The following is a 17888-nucleotide window of genomic DNA, read 5'->3' on the forward strand; positions in this document are numbered from 1 at the left end:
TCGTGGAAATTTTACAAGTATTTAATAATAATGTGGTGCTTTCAAAAAATGAAGCTGGCGAAGAAATTGTTTGTATGGGACGTGGCCTAGCATTTGGTAGAAAAGCTGGGCAACAATTTGACAGAACAAAGGTTGAAAAAGAATTTGTCTTAAAGGATAGTCAAGAGTTGCAACAATTTGAGCAGTTACTGACAGATATCCAGCCTGAAGAATTAGAGGCGGTGCGTGAATTTGTCGATTTGGCTGAACATTCGCTGAAAATTAAACTGTTGCCAAGCGTATTTTTGAATTTGACTGATCATGTGCATTATGCGATTGAGCGTCAAAAATCAGGCATCACCTTAGCGAATCCTTTACTATTCGAGACTAAGAAATACTATCCAGAAGAATATTATTTGGCAAAGCAAGCTTTAGTCATTATCCAAACTCGTTTGGGCGTTCTTTTACCTGAAGAAGAAGCTGGTTTTATTGCTTTTCACTTGGTCAATAGTCAACAAGATAGTCAAAATATGCAGCAAACTATGCAAGCAACTAAATTGGTTCGTGATATCCTTACCTTGATTCGGCGCTTTTTTGGTAAAACTTTTGATGAAGAAAGTCTTGCTTATCAGCGGATGGTCACACATTTACAATATTTTGCCCAACGCTATGTTCGTCAAGAAAATCTAAAAGAGCAGCCAGATGAATTCTTATATGCTTTGGTTCAAGGAAAATATCCACAAGCTTTTCAATGTGTACAGCGAATAAATGATTATTTGCACACCCAACATCTTCCGTTAATGGAGGAGTCAGAACAAATCTATTTAACGATTCATATTCAAAGGATTGTTACTGAGTAAGTCAGGCAAAACCTAGATTGAAAATGATGCGTATACTTTTTAGTATGCCGTTTTTTCAATCTAGGTTTTTTTAATAAAAAAAGAAAGTAGGTTCAATCATGAGTAAAAATTCAGTAGGACAACGTGTTTTTGAAGCGGTAGGTGGGAAAGATAACGTTATTAGCTTAACGCACTGTGCTACCCGCCTAAGATTTAAGTTAAAAGATGAGGGCAAAGCTGATACCCAAGCGCTAAAAGCCGATCCTGAGGTAGTTCAAGTTGTACAAAGTGGTGGACAGTATCAAGTAGTTATCGGTAGTCATGTAGCGGATGTATATCAAGAAATTATGGAAAACAATGCTCTTGGCGAATCAAAAGAAGACAGCGCGCCAAAAGGAAATGTGTTAAGTGTATTAATTGATATTGTTTCTAGTATTTTTACTCCGTTTTTAGGGGCTATGGCAGCTGCGGGGGTACTCAAAGGTTTCTTGGCATTAGCAACGACTCTTCATTGGATGGATGCAACGAGTGGGACGTATCAAATATTATATGCTGGTGCGGATGGGCTCTTTACTTTCTTGCCAGTGATGTTAGCCTATACAGCAGCTAAAAAGTTTAAAGCAAATGAATATCTTGCTGCAACAATTGCTTTTGCGTTAGTTTATCCCAATATTACTTCGCTTGCTTCAGCGGGCAAAGGTTTAGATTTTCTAGGCATTCCAGCAGTGTTATCTCCATCTGGCTATACTTCTTCAGTATTACCAATTTTACTAGCTGTCTTTGTACAAAGTAAAATTGAACCAATCATTAAAAAAGTTGTGCCAAAATCACTACACACTATTTTTTATCCTTTAATTGTGTTATTAGTGATGGTTCCTTTAACCTTTGTGGCATTAGGTCCAGTGGGTACAATTATCGGTAATACTTTAGGTGGCGTATATAATAGTATTTATAACCTTAGTCCACTAGTTGCTGGTGCGGTAATGGGTGGCTTATGGCAAGTATTTGTCATGTTTGGTATGCATTGGGGCTTTGTACCGATTATGATGCTTAACTTATCCAATTTAGGTTTTGACACAATGGCACCAATGTTATTACCAGCAATTGTTGCACAAGGTGGGGCAGCCTTAGCCGTTGCGGTACGTACAAAAGATATCAAAATGCGTTCGTTGGGGATTTCTTCTGGTTTAACCACTTTCTTTGGAATTACTGAGCCAGCGGTTTACGGGGTGACATTACCACTGAAAAAGCCATTTATTGCAGCTTGTATTTCAGGTGCAGTTGGTGGTGCCATCATCGGTTGGGCGAAAGTAAAAGTTTTTGCCTTTGGTTTAACCAGCGTACTTTCTATTCCAACATTCATTAGTCCTAATCCAGAAATCGAATCTAACGTAATGATGGCTGTAATTGCCACAATTGTATCTTTTGTTTTAGGTTTTATTTTGACCTTAGTTTTATATAAAGAAAAGCAAACAGCTGAGACGATTGAAAAAACAACTACTGACTTCAAAGCACAAACAACGGATACACAAGTCCAACGTGTCGTATTAAAAAGCCCATTAACTGGTGAAGTAGTAGCCTTATCTGAAGTACCTGATCCAGTCTTTGCTTCAGGGGCGATGGGCAAAGGAATCGCTATTCAGCCGACTAAAGGAGAATTATTGGCTCCAGCTGATGGTGTGATTATGACGGCTTTTCCAACTGGACATGCGATTGGAATGAAAACGAATGACGGTGTGGAAATCTTAATGCATATCGGAATGGATACCGTTGAACTTAATGGTGATGGTTTCACATTAAAAGTAAAAGAAGGACAACAAGTAAAACAAGGCGATTTATTGGTACAATTTGATGTTGAACACGTTTCCAATAAAGGTTATAATCTAATTACCCCAATCATTGTGACAAATACCAATGATTATGCGGATATTTTAGATTTAAATCAAGTAGAAGTATTAGCAAGTGAAGATTTTCTAGTCGTAATCAAATAATAAAGGTAGGTAATAAATATGAGTCAAACAGTATTTCCTGAAAACTTTTTATGGGGTGGCGCTACAGCAGCAAATCAATTAGAAGGTGCCTATTTAGCAGATGGCAAAGGCTTATCGGTTGCAGATGCGATGCCAGGTGGAAAAATTCGTTTTGAAGTCTTAGGTAGCCCAGAATTTGACTGGACGATTGATGAAGAAAAATATGTCTACCCAAATCATAAAGGAATTAGCTATTATGAACATTTTAAAGAAGACATCGCGCTTTTTGCAGAGATGGGATTTAAATGTTATCGCTTCTCTATTGCCTGGAGTCGTATTTTTCCACAAGGTGATGAATTAGAACCAAATGAAGCAGGGTTAAAATTTTATGATCAAGTTATCGATGAATGCTTGAAATATGGCATTGAACCAGTTATCACAATTTCACACTACGAAATGCCTTTAAACTTAGCGAAAAAATATGGTGGTTGGAAAAATCGTGAATTAATTGCCTTTTATGAACGCTATGCCAAAGTGGTATTAACACGTTTCCATCGTAAAGTAAAATACTGGATGACCTTTAATGAAATCAATTCAGCGCTTCATTTTCCAGCGTTAAGCCAAGGAATGGTTTTATCAAATGGTGCGGGCGACTTCAAAAATATTGCTCAAGCTTGGCATAATCAATTTGTAGCCAGTTCATTAGCTGTGAAGATTGGTCATGAGTTAGATCCAGATTTAAAAATTGGTTGTATGATTATCTATGCGACAACCTATAGTTTGGATGCCAATCCAGTGAACCAAGCAGCTACGATGGAACAAAACCAAATCTTCAATTATTACTGTGCGGATGTGCAAGTACGGGGAGAATATCCAGGGTATACCAACCGTTTCTTAAATAGCCGCGGGGTGAAATTTGAAGATCTTGATATTACCAAAGAAGACTTAGACTTATTAAAAGCTTATCCAGTTGACTATGTTGGTTTTAGTTACTACATGTCTTCTGCGGTGACGGTGACTGGCGATGAATCTGATACAGTAGCTGGTAACTTACTAGGTGGTGTGCGTAATCCATTCTTAAAAGCGAGTGAATGGGGTTGGCAAATTGATCCAGTTGGTTTACGAATTGCTTTAAATGAACTTTATAATCGTTATCAAAAACCAGTCTTTGTCGTTGAAAATGGACTAGGAGCTGTTGATGAAATAACTGCTGAGGGCCAAATTATAGATGATTATCGCATTGACTACCTACGCGCGCATATCGAACAAATGGCTAAAGCAATAGAAGATGGTGTCGACTTGATGGGTTACACACCATGGGGCTGTATCGACTTAGTCTCAGCGTCTACCGGTGAAATGAGTAAACGCTATGGCTTTATCTATGTAGATTTAGATGACAAGATTGAAGGTAGCGGCAAACGTATGAAGAAAAAATCATTTGACTGGTATAAACAAGTGATTGCTACAAATGGTGCAGATTTAGCTTAATAAAAAAGTTTCAGGCTGTGGGATTTTTCTCACAGCTTTTTTGAACTTGATTTTCAATGATTCTATGTTTTTTGTTCAATATTTGAATAAATTGTTTCGTTTCATTTATCTAGTTGGCTTTTTTAAATTATTTGAGCCATAATATACATGAAAACGTTTGAGAGGATGAAGAGAGATGAAGTTAGCCGTTTTAGGAACAGGAAAAATCGTTCAAGAATTCTTGCCGATGATTCAACAAGTCACAGATGTGGAATTAGTCGCTTTATTAAGTACCCCACGTAGTTTAGATAAAGCCAAAGAGATGCAAGCACAGTATCAGGTTCAAGAAGTATATACAGATTATGAGACACTCTTAGGTAATGCAACAATCGATACAGTATATGTTGCTTTACCCAATCATTTGCACTATCAATATACCAAAGCCGCTTTATTACAGGGCAAAAATGTAATCTGCGAAAAACCCTTTACACTCAATGCCCAACAATTACAAGAATTAATCCAAATAGCTACAGAAAAACGGGTGATATTACTTGAGGCGATTACCAACCAGTACTTAAACAATTTCTTACAGATTAAAAAGGACCTAGCTCAATTAGGAAAAATCAAGATTGTCGAATGTAATTATTCACAATATTCTTCTCGTTATGATGCTTTTAAAGAAGGCAAGATTCTCCCAGCCTTTGATCCACAAAAAGGTGGTGGGGCATTGATGGATATTAATATTTATAATATCCATTTTGTAGTTGGTCTGTTTGGAAAGCCAGAAAAGGTACAGTATTTAGCAAATATTGAACGTGATATCGATACTTCAGGAATTTTAGTTTTAGATTATGGGGCATTTAAAGCGGTTTGTATTGGTGCAAAGGATTCGACGGCTCAAATTCGTTCTGTTATTCAAGGGACAGATGGTTCAATTGAAGTGTTGGGCGCAACCAATGAAATGCCACGCTATGAACGGCGAAGCAAAACTGAGATAGAAGCCGTAAATGCGAATTTGGATAAGCATCGGATGTATCAAGAGTTTGAGAAATTTACTGAGGTAATTGATCAAAAAGATTTGGCCTTTGCTTTGGAACAATTAAACCATAGTCTCACAGTGATGCAAGTAGTTGATCAAGCCTTAGAAAGTGCCAATCTTCATTTAGGATAATTATAAAAGAGGTCGTCTCAGATTTAAAGACGGCCTCTTTGACTTGTATTTTATTCTTCGGTTTGTTTGACATGAACCATGCTTTTGGCGAATTTGAAACGATAGACAAGCAATAAAAAGATAAACCAGACTGGCGCAAAAAGTAATGCTTGTCGTGTATCAGGTTGGAAGAGTAAGACGACTGCAATAAATGCCATAAAAGCTAGCACAAAATAGTCACTTAAAGGATATAGTGGCATTTTAAAAGGATGCTCACTTCGTCCTTGAATGGTTTTCTTGTAGCGTAAATGGGCTAAAACAATCATACTCCAAATAAATAAGAAACAAGTTGTTGCGACACTTGTAACTAATACAAAAACACCGCTTGGCATCACGTAGTTTAGAATAACTGCGAGTAAAATCACTCCAGCTGAGAAGAAAATCGCTCTAGCTGGTACTTTATGACTGGTTAATTTATGGAAAGCTTGTGGTGCATTTCCTTCAGCCGATAATGAACGCAACATGCGACCGGTTGAATAAATGGCTGAGTTACAAGCGGATGCGGCTGAGCTCAAGACAACGATATTAATAATGGTAGCTGCGGAGACAATGCCGATTTCTGAAAAAACTTGGACAAATGGACTCTGGCTACCATTCATTGAATTCCATGGGTAAATCGACATAATTACCGCTAAAGCACCGATATAAAATAAAATGATACGTACCGGAATATTATTAATCGCCTTTGGTAATACACTTTCAGGGTCTTTGGTTTCACCGGCAACTAGGCCAACTAGTTCAACTCCGGCAAAGGCAAAAGCAACCATTTGAAAAGAGAGGATAAACCCTTTAGGACCTGAGGCAAAAAAGCCACCGTGTGACCAAAGATTACTGATGCTCACTACGCCTTGATTGGTGTGAAAATGTGTGATAATCATAAAAATCCCGACGATAATGAGCGCTAAAATAGCAACGACTTTGATTAAAGCAAACCAAAACTCTAACTCACCAAATAAAGAAACAGCAATTAAGTTAAATGCAATGAGCAGTGTTAAGGCAATCAGTTCGGGCAACCAATTGGGTAAATGAGGCAACCAATATTTCATATATGTACCAATTGCCGTTAAGTCAGCCATAGCAATCGCAATCCAGCAAAACCAATATGTCCAGCCAGTGACAAAAGCTGCCTTAACCCCGAGATATTCAGCGATAAAATCAATAAATGAATGGTGGCTAGTATTAGATAAAAGCAACTCACCTAATGCACGCATAATTAAAAAGCACACGCCTCCCATAATGGCGTAGGCTAAAAGTATCGATGGACCAGCCAACTGAATCGATTTACCTGAGCCTAAGAATAAACCTGTCCCAATGGCGCCTCCGATTGAAATGAGTTGGACATGGCGGTTTTTCAGCCCACGTTGTAAATCCTGTTTTTCTTTTTTCATGAATAACTTCCTTTAACTTTCTTTTTTGTGAATACTATCATTTTATTACATTTTCTGAAAATTTCAAATAATGCTTAGGAAAAATGATAAGATATACGTATTGTTCTTAATGAAAACTTAATTTTCCCAAATGGCTTTTCTGAAAAAATTGCTAAATTCGTAAATAAAATAATGAAAAATGATAAAAATCTCATGAAAAGAAATGTCATGATGTGTATAATGAATGGTATTGTTGGTTAAATTTTTGAATGTAAAGGAAATAAAATGAATTTATTTAGAAAAAAACAAATCAATACTCAGCAATCCAGTCATTTAAGCAAGACGTTAAAGTTAAAAGATTTAATTTTACTAGGGATTGGGGCGGTCATTGGTACGGGAATATTTGTCGTGCCAGGACAAGCTGCGGCGAATTTAGCAGGACCAGGCTTGACCTTATCCTTTGTATTAGCCGCTTTTATCGTGATATTAACTGGTTTTAGTTTCGCTGAGTTTGCCTCACGTATTCCGGTCATCGGTGGGGCATATAGCTATATGTATGTGGTTTTTGGAGAGTTTATCGCATGGCTTACGGGATGGTTTTTATTATGTGAATATATGTTGGCTGTGGCTTCAGTAGCCTCGGGATGGTCTGCGTATTTTCAAGGCTTTTTAAGTTACCTACATCTTCAATTACCACAAGCCTTGACTGCTGGTTTGAATCTTGAAAAGGGAACCTATTTCGATTTGATTGCAGGCCTTGTCGTGATTTTGGTCGTCTTTTGGGTGCTACAAGAAGCGAAAAAAGCCTTAGCCCTCAATAATTTTATGGTATGGATCAAGTTTGGTATCATCGCTTTGTTTATTGTAGTTGGTGTCTTTTTTGTGAAACCTAGCAATTGGCAACCTTATTTACCTTTTGGAGCGGAAGGTGTGATTGATGGGGCAGCTTTGGTTTTCTTTGCCTTTTTAGGTTTTGATGCCATCGCAATGGCTGCAGAAGAAGTCGTGGAACCACAAAAGACTGTGCCACGAGGGATGATTGGCGCTATTGCCATTTCAACAGTCCTTTATATCATTGTCACAGCTATTTTAACAGGTTTAGTCCCTTATACAAAATTAGGTGTCAATGATCCAGTAGCGTTTGCGATGCGCTTTTTACATTTGGATTTAGTTGGTTCCATTATTTCTATTGGGGCGATTTTAACTTTACTAACTGTGACGATTTCAATGATGTATTCTTTAGCACGTTTGGTTTATGCGATTAGTAAAGATGGCTTACTACCAATCTCTTTGAATAAAGTAGATACCAAAACCCATACGCCTGTGCGCGCGACTTTAGTTTCAGGTGCGGTAGTCTTTGTCTTTGCGACGATGTTTCCACTACAAATCTTAGCCGAATTAACCAATATTGTTGCTTTGGGCTATCTGATTATGATGGCATTGGGCATTATTCGCTTACGTCAAGTAGCGGGTGATCCGAAACCCGGTGAATTTAAAGTACCGTTTGTGCCTATTTTACCACTCATTACCGTGGGCTTTTGTATCTTTTTAATGGTGCAACTATCTTTAACCACTTGGATTGTCTTTTTCATTAGTTTGGTAATTGGTTTAGGCATATACTTCGGTTATGGTTATAAACATTCAACATTAAATAAATAAAAAAAGGTTCAACGCAAAATTTTGTGTTGAACCTTTTCTACTAAGAATGGGTAATTTCCAATAGTTTTTGTTTGAGATTTTCTTCCATGACGCCAAGTTCAATTTCAGCTGCTTGACGTTTTTCTTTTCCTTCTTTTTGGATACGCAATGTTTCTTGAATAGTTTCAATCAAATCATCTTGCGTTTTTTGTAAGGTTTCGATATCAATAATACCGCGCTCATTTTCTTTGGCGGTTTCAATTGCGGATACTTTTAATAATTCTGCATTTTTCTTCAGTAAATCATTGGTCGTTTCTGATACTTGACGTTGTGCAGTCACAGCATCTTTTTGGCGTAATAAGGTCAAGGCAATGACGACTTGATTTTTCCAAAGCGGAATGGCTGTATGGATAGACGATTGAATCTTTTCAGCCAAGACTTGATTGGTATTTTGAATTAAGCGAATTTGTGGCGCTTGTTGGATGGTGACTTGGCGCGTTAATCTTAAATCATGGGTACGTTTTTCAAGTCGGTCTAAAAATTGGGTGTAATCATTGACAATTTGGACATCCATCTGATCACCTGAGTCTTGAGCTTTAGCCACTGCTTGAGGAATGATTTGATTTTGTAATTCATCGATTTTCAATTCACCTGCGGCAATGTAAATATTTAAAGCATCAAAATAATCTTTATTTTTTTGATACATTTGTTCAAGCATTTGATTATCCTTGATTAGCCCATCTTTTTCGTGTTCTAATTTGACAGCGACTTTATCGATTTGGGCACCGATTTTTTGGTATTTAGCGGTAATTTCATAAATTGATTGTTTCACTTTGCCAAACATTCTTTGGAAGAAATTGCCTTCACCTGCTCGTAATTCATCAGGGTTGGCTTCTTGTAGGCGATACATTAACTCGTTTAAAGAATCCCCTATTGGCCCAATGTCGTTAGCTTGGACGTGACTTAGCATACTTTGCGAGAATTCACTTAACTTACTTTGGGCATTAGCACCGTAGATGATGACCGCCTGAGCATCATTGACATCAATTTGGGAAGCGAGTTGTTTGGCTTGCTCTTGATAATTGGCATCTAAACGATCAATTAAACGAGGCGCTGTTTGTTTTTCTTGAAATTGTTTGATTTCGTTTTGTTGACTACTAGTTAATTCATTGGTATCAACGGAAAAAGGATTGGCTAATAAGTCATCCAAACTTTTATTAGTATCTGGTGTTAAATTGTCCATCATGTTTCCTGCCTTTCAATGCTAAAATTGTAGGGTTTGATGATCTGAATCTTTTTCTATTTGTTTTTTTGCCATATTGATTTCAATGTCCATATCTTCAAAATCATCCGCTACAAAGTCTTGATAATCACGTTGAATCAATTCAGTTAATTGTTCGATGACTTGAATTCCTTCTTCTAGACGATCATAAGCTTCTCGACTTTTGATTTCATGATTATTGATTTCAACATATTTATTGGTTAAATCGACCAAGTTAGGAAGATGTGTGTATAAAAATAGACTTGCATCGGATAAGCGTGTTGGATTTTTGACGATTTCTTTAAACAATGCTTTAGAAATTTTAAGATAGTCGTGACGCAAATCTAAGGCTTTTAATTTTGAATTGCTTCTCACATTTTTTTGTAATTGCTCAATTTGAATTTTGGCTTGATTCATCGTGTCACGGAATAACTCAATTTCGCTATCACTTAAGCCTAATTCATGGTAATATTGTTCTTTGGCTTTGGATAATGGTGGCAAAGTATTCGGACGCACGACTTTATTTTGAAAATATTTACGCCAAGCTATATACAAATAAATGGGAATGAATAGTGCAAAAATCTTCATCGTTGTTTCGATGCCGGTTTCTACAAAATCATAGCGTAAATCATAATAGAATTCATGATCAAAAGCAATTGTAGCACAGGCGATAATGGCAATAGCATAAATCAGACTCTTATATAGTGGTTTCGCTTTATGCCGATTTTCTAGCGCTTGGATTGCTAAATAAGCCATAAAAATAATAAAGGCAATGGCTGCTGCAAGTAAAAAGAAAGTCTCAAAATAACCTAGTACTAAAAAAGCAATCACAATCAGTACGCCGAATATAAATAGATTTTTTTTCATTAGAACCCTCCCCTTAAAGGTGTAGATTATATACTGTGCTTGCTTCAAAATTGGGCAAGCGTTCACTTCTTTTATATTTTAGCATTTTTTTGACCAGAAAAGTATCCAACTGAGGAAGTATTTTATGGATTTATGAAAAATATAAGAAATCTTTTGCGTCCTATGGTAAACTAGAAACAAATAAAAGCAAAGGATGAAGTATATAATGCTGGAATTTCAAGATTTTGAAGAAAAAACAATCCACCGTAAAGAAATTTTTCATGGAAATATTATTGATGTATGTGTCGATGAAGTCCAATTACCTGATGGATCCCATTCACAAAGAGAACTTGTCTTTCATCCAGGCGGGGTAGCAATCATTGCGATAACTGATGAAGATAAGATGGTTTTTGTGAAACAATTTAGAAAACCGCTTGAATCTGTCATTTTAGAGATCCCGGCCGGTAAAATAGATCCAGGTGAAAATATTCATCCCTTGACCACTGGACAACGTGAACTAGAAGAAGAGGTACAACTTCAGGCGAAAGATTGGGAGTTAGTGGCGCAAATGTATCTTTCACCGGGATTTGCTAATGAACAGTTGTATATTTATCATGCCAAACATTTAAGTAAGGTAGAAAATCCGAAAGCCATGGATGAAGATGAAGTCTTAGAAGTGTATGAATTAACATTAGAAGAGGCCAAACAAGCGATTCTTAATCGAGAAATATGTGATGCAAAGACGATTTTTGCCATCCAATATTGGGAAAACTTAAAATTTAAGGAAGGTCGATGAAATGTCAGATAAGCCCTTACTCACACGTGCAGAATTAAGAAGACGGCGTGAACAAGAGCAACAGGCGTTAGAACGTAATCAAAAAATTGTTTCCAAACAAGCACAAAAAGAATTTGAACAAGAAGAACAACGCATCGCTCGCCATTATCGCAAAGAAGCAAAAAAGAATAAGGAAATTCATAAATCACGGGTAGAAGAAAAAGAAACTTCTCGTGCCTTAAATTCTTTTTTATGGAAAGCAATTATTATCGTTGGGTTAATGTTGGTTTTAATTTTTATTTTTATCTTTTTTATATAATTTGTTCAGAAAGTTGGTAGAAAATGAAAATCGGAATTATCGGTGCAATGGACCAAGAAGTCAAAATATTAAAGGAAAAAATGGAAGCACCCATGTCCTGGGAACGCGCAGGAGTTTTGTTTGTTTCGGGTACTTTAGGCAAACATGATGTCATTGTGGTACGCTCAGGCATTGGGAAAGTGGCTGCCAGTGTCACAACGAGTTTACTGATTCAACAATATGGCGTCAATATGGTGATTAATACTGGTTCTGCTGGAGGAATTGGTGAAGGCTTGCAAGTCGGTGATGTGGTCTTTTCTGAAAAATTAGCGTATTTTGATGTTGATGTCACAGGATTTGGCTATGAGTATGGTCAATTACCAGCCGGCATGCCATTATATTTTGAAGCAAGCAAATATATTATAAATGAAATGAAAAAAGCCGCGGAAAAAACTGGACAACAAGTGCGTAGTGGCTTAATTGTAACTGGAGATAGCTTTGTCAATAGTCCGGAAAAAATTGCGGAAATTAAATCGCATTTTCCAGAGGCGCTTGCTTGTGAGATGGAGGGTGCAGCCATTGCCCAAACTGCTCGTCAATTTAATATTCCATTTTTAGTTGTACGAGCAATTAGCGATACAGCAGACCATCAAGCAACGATGAGTTTTGATGAATTTATTGATGAAGCTGGAAAACGCTCTGCAGAAATGGTAATTGAGTTTTTAAATACAATCAAATAAATGAAAAAAGGTGAAAAATATGAAGGCTTTAATTTCGATTGATTATACGTATGATTTTGTCGCAACGGATGGTAAATTAACTACCGGTGAATATGGTCAACAAATTGAAGAAGCGTTGGTAAAGGTTACGAAAGATTTTATTGAAAATGATGATTTTGTGGTTTTCGCCATTGATGGTCATGATAAAAAAGATCACTATCATCCAGAAAACAAACTATTCCCACCACATAATCTGATAGGCACACATGGTCGCGACTTATATGGTAAATTGGCTGACTTGTATGAGCAAAATAAAAGCAAAGATACACTTTATTGGCTTGATAAACGTCATTATTCTGCTTTTTGTGGGACGGATTTAGATTTACGCTTGAGAGAACGTCAAATTACTGAAATCTATTTAACTGGGGTATGTACCGATATTTGTGTATTGCATACCGCTGTAGATGCCTATAATTTTGGCTATAAAATTTTTATTGTGAAAGATGCTGTGCAAAGCTTTGATCAAGTGGGTCATCAATGGGCGCTTAACCATTTCAAAAATACATTAGGGGCGACAATTGTTTAAATGAAAGCAAAAATTTTAGATAAACAAACTTTTGAGCAACTCATTGATTTAGAAAATACCCAAGGAAATTACTGTGGGACGTATTGCTGTGCGGTCTTATTAAGCTACTTTCAAAAACATTTTACGCCAGCTATTTTGCCTGACTTTTTACAGGAAAATACACAGCAAGGTCAAGCAAGCTTGGTCGAAATATTAAAACTATTGGTGCAACCATTTGGCTTTCCTACCTTACCGATTGAGTTGTCGATGGGGGTGAATCGATTTTTTAGGCGTTACCAGATGCCTTATCGTGCCCATAGTACTACTATGGTTTGTCTGACACGTATTAAAAAACGAATTGATGCCGGACTTCCCTTGATTGTGGGTTTATCTAAGAAAAGAGGGAGTGACTATGGGAATCACTGGGTTGTTTGCTACGGATATTTGCAAAATGAAGACGGTAGCTATGATTTGCTGGTGCATGATGTCTGGGGCAATCCGGCCAAAATTATTCCGGCAAAGTGGGTTAATAGCACAGTTTCGATTAAACGATAATTATTTTTATGAAAACACAAGAAAATTTTCAAAATCACCTCAAGATATGATACAATAAAAGAAAAAACATTTTTGGAGGATGAAACGGTGGCGAATTCTGCAACAGACAATGTCAAAATTTTTAGTCTCAACGGGAATCAACCATTAGCAGCAAAAATTGCTAAAGTCTTTGGACAAGAATTAGGAAAATGTGTAGCGCGACAATTTAGTGATGGCGAAATTGCGATTAACATTGAAGAAAGTGTCCGTGGGGTGGATACTTACTTAATCCAATCGACCAATCAACCAGTGAATGATTATTACTGGGAACTTTTAATTATGATTGATGCAATGAAACGGGCGAGTGCGAAGTCAATCAATGTCGTCTTACCTTATTATGCTTATGCGCGTCAAGATCGTACAGCGCGTCCACATGAACCAATTACTGCAAAATTAATTGCAAATATGATTACCAAAGCGGGTGCAACTCGAGTGTTAACATTAGATTTGCATACAGTACAAGTACAAGGTTTCTTTGATATTCCAGTGGATAATTTATTCACGATTCCATTGTTTGCTCAGTATTATCTAGATCAAGGAATGTCTGGTGATGACTATGTCGTTGTTTCACCAAAAAATAGTGGTGTTCAACGTGCACGTAGCTTAGCAGAATATTTAGGTTCTACTTTAGCCATTGTGGATCAATCAGATGAGTATGAAGCAGGTGGCTATGTGATTGGGGATGTCAAAGGTAAGAAATGTATCATGGTGGATGACATTTTAAATACCGGTCAAACTTTTGTTAAAGCAAGTAAACTGCTAACTGAGCAAGGCGCTACTGAAATTTATGCTTGTGCTTCTCATGCTTTATTATGTGAAGGGGCTAAAGCTGATTTAGATGCAGCACCGATTCAATCTATTTGTGTGACTGATTCATGTCTGATTGATGATAGTCGCAAGCCAAATGTCGTTCATTATATTACTTGTGCGGATTTAATGGGAGAAGCGATGAAACGTATCCAAGAAAATACCCCAATGAGTCCTTTATTCCGCCTATCCATTGAAGATCAAAAATAATTGTTTAGCCAAATGAGTTTACTTGACAGAAATTGCGAAGTTTAGTAAGCTGATTTGGCTTATTTGTTAGTAAAGGAAGTAGATTTTATGTATTTTGACCATGCAGCAACATCGCCTATGCATCCAGTGGCCATTGAAAAAATGACTGCTATCATGAATGAGGTGTTTGGTAATCCTTCAAGTATTCATCAATATGGTCGCAAAGCTCATGAATATTTAGAAAAGGCGCGCCAAGTCATTGCTAAAACTTTAAAGGTTAAACCTCATGAAATTATTTTTACCAGTGGGGGAACAGAAGGCGATAACTATGCCATTATCGGAGCCGCTTTTGCCAATCAAGCGAAAGGACGTCACATCATCTCTACAAGCATAGAGCATCCAGCAGTTATGGAAACTTTACATTACTTAGAAAAACAAGGCTTTGAAGTGACCTACTTACCAGTGGATGCTAATGGACAAATTTCGCTAGCTGACTTGAAACAGGCGCTGCGGGAGGACACGATTTTAGTCTCAATCATGTTTGCGAATAATGAAACGGGTAACTTATTACCGATTGTCCAAATTGGTGAAATCTTAAAAGACCATCCCGCTGTTTTTCATACGGATGCGGTACAAGCTTATGGAAAAGTGGCGATTTTTCCAGAAGAATTAGGCATAGATTTATTAAGTATTTCTGCCCATAAAATCAATGGCCCTAAAGGAATTGGTTTTCTTTATAAAAAAGATAGCGTAAAATTACAGCCAATCACACATGGTGGTGAGCAAGAAGAAAAGCGTCGGGCTGGAACTGAAAATTTACCCGCGATTTGTGCGATGGCTGAAGTGGCACAATTTCACCATGAACATTTAGCTGAAGAACAAGCACAGATTCAAGCGATAAGTCAGCATTTTCTAGACGTGTTATCCCAACAACAGGTTCGGTATCAAGTGAACGGCGATGAAGCAAATAAATTGCCACAGGTATGGAATCTTTCCTTTAATCAAGTGAATAATCAAATGCTTTTGATGCATCTAGATTTAGCAAACATGGCCATTTCAACTGGTTCGGCATGTACAGCGGGGAATGTTAATCCTTCCCATGTATTAGAAGCGATGTATGGAAAAAAGGATGAAAAAATTCATACCGCTATTCGTGTCAGTTTTGGCTTTGGCAATACGTTAGACGAAGTAGGACAACTAGCTCAACAATTAGGACAAGTCGTGCGCAAATTTCAACAAGCGTAAAATTTGTTTTCTTAAATCTAGGCAAAGGTTTTCAGATGACAAAAGCTGTGATAAAATAAAGAAAAACATGAAAAGAGGCTAGATTTATGGCTTTTGAAAAAACAGCAACAGTTCTAGGTTCAACTGTCAAATACCAAATGAACCCAAATGCAAAACGTTATACCTTGCGTGATAATGGTTTTGTTGAAACAAATGGAGGCAACTTCCAACTGATTCGTTCATTAGAAGCAACTCCTCAAAGTAAGGAAGGCTTTAAATTAAAAATAACTATTTCTAAAGACCTTCAAACTTTAAAAATGTCGATTACCAATGCGACAGGTCTTAAAGCAGTCAATATTTTCAAGAGCGAACAGCATAAAATGTTGCAAGATAAATTCTATTTCTTGATGGATGGATTTATCGATCGTGGTTTATTAGAAAAAGCATAAGGTAAGAAAATCGTAGTCTGTGTACTGCGATTTTTTTCGTGCATGTTGGGAAAAATTGCGCTATAATGAAATTTACTGAAAATAATGCGACCTTCAATCGTAGTAGATTTCAGAATCTATAAAGAAATGATGGTGATTTTTTATGCAAGACAACAGCAAAATTCGTGTTGTCGTAGGTATGAGTGGCGGGGTTGACTCGTCGGTTACTGCCCTTTTATTAAAAGAACAGGGCTATGATGTCATCGGAATCTTCATGAAAAACTGGGATGATACCGATGAAAATGGTGTCTGTACGGCAACAGAAGATTATAAAGATGTTGCGGCAGTCGCTTCACAAATTGGGATTCCCTATTATTCAGTGAATTTTGAAAAAGAGTATTGGGACCGTGTTTTTGAATATTTCTTAGCCGAATATCGCGCGGGTCGTACCCCAAATCCTGATGTTATGTGCAACAAAGAAATTAAGTTTAAAGCCTTTTTAGACTATGCCATGCAACTAGGTGCAGATTTTGTCGCAACGGGTCATTATGCACAAGTGAAACGTGATAAAAATGGCGTCGTGCATATGCTAAGAGGAAATGATAATAACAAAGACCAAACTTACTTTTTAAGTCAGTTATCACAAGAACAATTGTCTAAAACTATGTTCCCACTTGGACATTTAGAGAAAAAAGAAGTACGTGCTATCGCGGAAAAGGCTGGTTTAGCAACTGCCAAGAAAAAAGATTCAACGGGTGTTTGCTTCATTGGTGAAAAGAACTTTAAACAATTTCTGAGTCAATATTTACCCGCTCAACCTGGGAAAATGATGACTCCTGATGGAATAGAAAAAGGAACGCATGATGGTTTAATGTATTATACAATCGGTCAACGCCAAGGTTTAGGTATTGGTGGGGGCGGTAAAACACAAGAGCCATGGTTTGTAGTAGGAAAAGACCTTGCAACAAATACCTTAATTGTAGATCAAGGTTTCCACCATCCATTATTGTATGCGAACCGTTTAACAGCAAGCCAAATTCACTTCACAACGAATGAAGAAAAACCACAAGAATTTCGCTGTACCGCTAAATTTAGATATCGGCAACAAGATGTACCCGTTACTGTCCGTTTATTAGATGGGGACCGTGCTGAAGTATTATTCGATGAAAAAGCCCGCGCCATCACCCCTGGCCAAGCAGTCGTCTTTTATGACGGAGAAGAATGCTTAGGCGGCGGACTCATCGACCAAGCCTACCAAGACCAAAAACAAATGCAGTATATATAAAGGTCGTAAATCGACTCGATCAGCTACGAGCGGATAAGTTTGTCCAGAATGTCGGGAAAGTCCGAAAAGTAAAGACTTTCCCAGACGGGCTGGCTTATACGCCGAAGTAGCTAGTCGATTTACGCCGTCAATAAAGGTCGTAAATCGACTCGGTCAGCTACGGGCAACAGCATGACCAAAAGTTAGACTGTATATTACCGAATAGTCGTTGTTTGTTAGCGGCTGTTCGGTATTTTTTTTATAAATGAGATACTACAAATTTGCTTTACTGTCCTTTTCACAAGTAAATTATTTGCCAGATAAATCAAAGCTTAATACTATAGAGTTATCAAGGAAAAATAGTATATAGTTTACAACGAATGAAACAAAAGGAAATACAAACTAAAAATTGTTATAAAAGTTTTTGTTGATTTGTTACGAATGATTT

The 17888-nt window shown here is 37.2% G+C and carries 17 protein-coding genes; 14 read left to right on the plus strand and 3 right to left on the minus strand.

The features are described 5' to 3' along the window. The first annotated feature begins 2 nt into the window (after positions 1 to 2). The 4 genes from licT (at position 3) to I567_RS04280 (ending at position 5426) form a co-directional block, all read left to right on the plus strand. Positions 3 to 839 carry a BglG family transcription antiterminator LicT gene (gene licT, locus I567_RS04265; protein WP_016251018.1) on the plus strand — a complete coding sequence of 279 codons (837 nt, stop codon included), beginning with the start codon at positions 3 to 5 and terminating at the stop codon, positions 837 to 839. 98 nt (positions 840 to 937) lie between these two features. Next, positions 938 to 2809, plus strand: a complete 1872-nt coding sequence (locus I567_RS04270) for a beta-glucoside-specific PTS transporter subunit IIABC (protein WP_016251019.1) — start codon at positions 938 to 940, stop codon at positions 2807 to 2809. Between the two features lie 18 nt (positions 2810 to 2827). Continuing rightward, on the plus strand, positions 2828 to 4276 hold the full coding sequence (locus I567_RS04275) for a glycoside hydrolase family 1 protein (RefSeq protein ID WP_016251020.1): 1449 nt from the start codon (positions 2828 to 2830) through the stop codon (positions 4274 to 4276). A 175-nt stretch (positions 4277 to 4451) separates the two neighbouring features. Beyond that, positions 4452 to 5426: a Gfo/Idh/MocA family protein gene (locus I567_RS04280; protein WP_016251021.1), complete on the plus strand. Its 975-nt coding sequence runs from the start codon at positions 4452 to 4454 to the stop codon at positions 5424 to 5426. 50 nt (positions 5427 to 5476) lie between these two features. Here the strand turns inward: I567_RS04280 and I567_RS04285 are convergent, their stop codons facing one another. Further along, a complete protein-coding gene (locus tag I567_RS04285; protein WP_016251022.1) occupies positions 5477 to 6853 on the minus strand; it encodes an amino acid permease in 1377 nt (458 codons plus the stop codon). A 264-nt stretch (positions 6854 to 7117) separates the two neighbouring features. Between I567_RS04285 and I567_RS04290 the strand changes: the two genes are divergently transcribed. Continuing rightward, on the plus strand, positions 7118 to 8491 hold the full coding sequence (locus I567_RS04290; RefSeq protein ID WP_016251023.1) for an APC family permease: 1374 nt from the start codon (positions 7118 to 7120) through the stop codon (positions 8489 to 8491). 40 nt (positions 8492 to 8531) lie between these two features. On the opposite strand, the gene I567_RS04295 is transcribed toward I567_RS04290, so the two are convergent. Both I567_RS04295 and I567_RS04300 read right to left on the minus strand, forming a co-directional pair. Further along, positions 8532 to 9713, minus strand: coding sequence for a toxic anion resistance protein (locus tag I567_RS04295; RefSeq protein WP_016251024.1), 1182 nt, complete (start codon positions 9711 to 9713; stop codon positions 8532 to 8534). A gap of 21 nt (positions 9714 to 9734) precedes the next feature. Next, entirely contained in the window at positions 9735 to 10598 is an 864-nt protein-coding gene (locus I567_RS04300) for a 5-bromo-4-chloroindolyl phosphate hydrolysis family protein (RefSeq protein WP_016251025.1), read from the minus strand. Positions 10599 to 10803: 205 nt separating this feature from the next. Between I567_RS04300 and I567_RS04305 the strand changes: the two genes are divergently transcribed. The 9 genes from I567_RS04305 (at position 10804) to mnmA (ending at position 17461) form a co-directional block, all read left to right on the plus strand. Further along, the gene (locus I567_RS04305; protein ID WP_016251026.1) at positions 10804 to 11373 is read left to right on the plus strand and encodes an NUDIX hydrolase; all 570 of its coding nucleotides are present in this window, start codon (positions 10804 to 10806) and stop codon (positions 11371 to 11373) included. 1 nt (position 11374) lies between these two features. Continuing rightward, positions 11375 to 11671 carry a cell wall synthase accessory phosphoprotein MacP gene (gene macP, locus I567_RS04310; RefSeq protein ID WP_016251027.1) on the plus strand — a complete coding sequence of 99 codons (297 nt, stop codon included), beginning with the start codon at positions 11375 to 11377 and terminating at the stop codon, positions 11669 to 11671. 23 nt (positions 11672 to 11694) lie between these two features. Continuing rightward, on the plus strand, positions 11695 to 12390 hold the full coding sequence (locus I567_RS04315) for a 5'-methylthioadenosine/adenosylhomocysteine nucleosidase (RefSeq protein WP_016251028.1): 696 nt from the start codon (positions 11695 to 11697) through the stop codon (positions 12388 to 12390). Between the two features lie 19 nt (positions 12391 to 12409). Next, positions 12410 to 12955, plus strand: coding sequence for a cysteine hydrolase family protein (locus I567_RS04320; RefSeq protein ID WP_016251029.1), 546 nt, complete (start codon positions 12410 to 12412; stop codon positions 12953 to 12955). Then, complete coding sequence (locus I567_RS04325) at positions 12956 to 13489, plus strand: C39 family peptidase (RefSeq protein WP_016251030.1); 534 nt, start codon at positions 12956 to 12958, stop codon at positions 13487 to 13489. It abuts the gene before it with no gap. 87 nt (positions 13490 to 13576) lie between these two features. Further along, positions 13577 to 14545: a ribose-phosphate diphosphokinase gene (locus tag I567_RS04330; RefSeq protein ID WP_016251031.1), complete on the plus strand. Its 969-nt coding sequence runs from the start codon at positions 13577 to 13579 to the stop codon at positions 14543 to 14545. A gap of 87 nt (positions 14546 to 14632) precedes the next feature. Then, positions 14633 to 15769 carry a cysteine desulfurase family protein gene (locus tag I567_RS04335; RefSeq protein ID WP_016251032.1) on the plus strand — a complete coding sequence of 379 codons (1137 nt, stop codon included), beginning with the start codon at positions 14633 to 14635 and terminating at the stop codon, positions 15767 to 15769. 86 nt (positions 15770 to 15855) lie between these two features. After that, on the plus strand, positions 15856 to 16197 hold the full coding sequence (locus tag I567_RS04340; RefSeq protein WP_016251033.1) for a DUF1831 domain-containing protein: 342 nt from the start codon (positions 15856 to 15858) through the stop codon (positions 16195 to 16197). Between the two features lie 142 nt (positions 16198 to 16339). Continuing rightward, positions 16340 to 17461: a tRNA 2-thiouridine(34) synthase MnmA gene (gene mnmA / locus I567_RS04345; protein WP_016251034.1), complete on the plus strand. Its 1122-nt coding sequence runs from the start codon at positions 16340 to 16342 to the stop codon at positions 17459 to 17461. Positions 17462 to 17888: the final 427 nt, after the last annotated feature.

The sequence above is a fragment of the Enterococcus cecorum DSM 20682 = ATCC 43198 genome (assembly GCF_000407565.1).
GTDB classification, from domain to species: domain Bacteria; phylum Bacillota; class Bacilli; order Lactobacillales; family Enterococcaceae; genus Enterococcus_E; species Enterococcus_E cecorum.

Excerpts from the sequence above, each read along its gene's own strand:
- I567_RS04270 (WP_016251019.1), top strand. The coding sequence starts at position 938 with ATGAGTAAAAATTCAGTAGGACAACGTGTTTTTGAAGCGGTAGGTGGG.
- I567_RS04280 (WP_016251021.1), top strand. The coding sequence starts at position 4,452 with ATGAAGTTAGCCGTTTTAGGAACAGGAAAAATCGTTCAAGAATTCTTG.
- macP (WP_016251027.1), top strand. The coding sequence starts at position 11,375 with ATGTCAGATAAGCCCTTACTCACACGTGCAGAATTAAGAAGACGGCGT.
- I567_RS04335 (WP_016251032.1), top strand. The coding sequence starts at position 14,633 with ATGTATTTTGACCATGCAGCAACATCGCCTATGCATCCAGTGGCCATT.
- mnmA (WP_016251034.1), top strand. The coding sequence starts at position 16,340 with ATGCAAGACAACAGCAAAATTCGTGTTGTCGTAGGTATGAGTGGCGGG.
- I567_RS04315 (WP_016251028.1), top strand. The coding sequence starts at position 11,695 with ATGAAAATCGGAATTATCGGTGCAATGGACCAAGAAGTCAAAATATTA.
- I567_RS04325 (WP_016251030.1), top strand. The coding sequence starts at position 12,956 with ATGAAAGCAAAAATTTTAGATAAACAAACTTTTGAGCAACTCATTGAT.
- I567_RS04320 (WP_016251029.1), top strand. The coding sequence starts at position 12,410 with ATGAAGGCTTTAATTTCGATTGATTATACGTATGATTTTGTCGCAACG.
- I567_RS04295 (WP_016251024.1), bottom strand. The coding sequence starts at position 9,713 with ATGGACAATTTAACACCAGATACTAATAAAAGTTTGGATGACTTATTA.
- I567_RS04300 (WP_016251025.1), bottom strand. The coding sequence starts at position 10,598 with ATGAAAAAAAATCTATTTATATTCGGCGTACTGATTGTGATTGCTTTT.
- I567_RS04305 (WP_016251026.1), top strand. The coding sequence starts at position 10,804 with ATGCTGGAATTTCAAGATTTTGAAGAAAAAACAATCCACCGTAAAGAA.
- I567_RS04290 (WP_016251023.1), top strand. The coding sequence starts at position 7,118 with ATGAATTTATTTAGAAAAAAACAAATCAATACTCAGCAATCCAGTCAT.
- I567_RS04340 (WP_016251033.1), top strand. The coding sequence starts at position 15,856 with ATGGCTTTTGAAAAAACAGCAACAGTTCTAGGTTCAACTGTCAAATAC.
- I567_RS04285 (WP_016251022.1), bottom strand. The coding sequence starts at position 6,853 with ATGAAAAAAGAAAAACAGGATTTACAACGTGGGCTGAAAAACCGCCAT.
- I567_RS04275 (WP_016251020.1), top strand. The coding sequence starts at position 2,828 with ATGAGTCAAACAGTATTTCCTGAAAACTTTTTATGGGGTGGCGCTACA.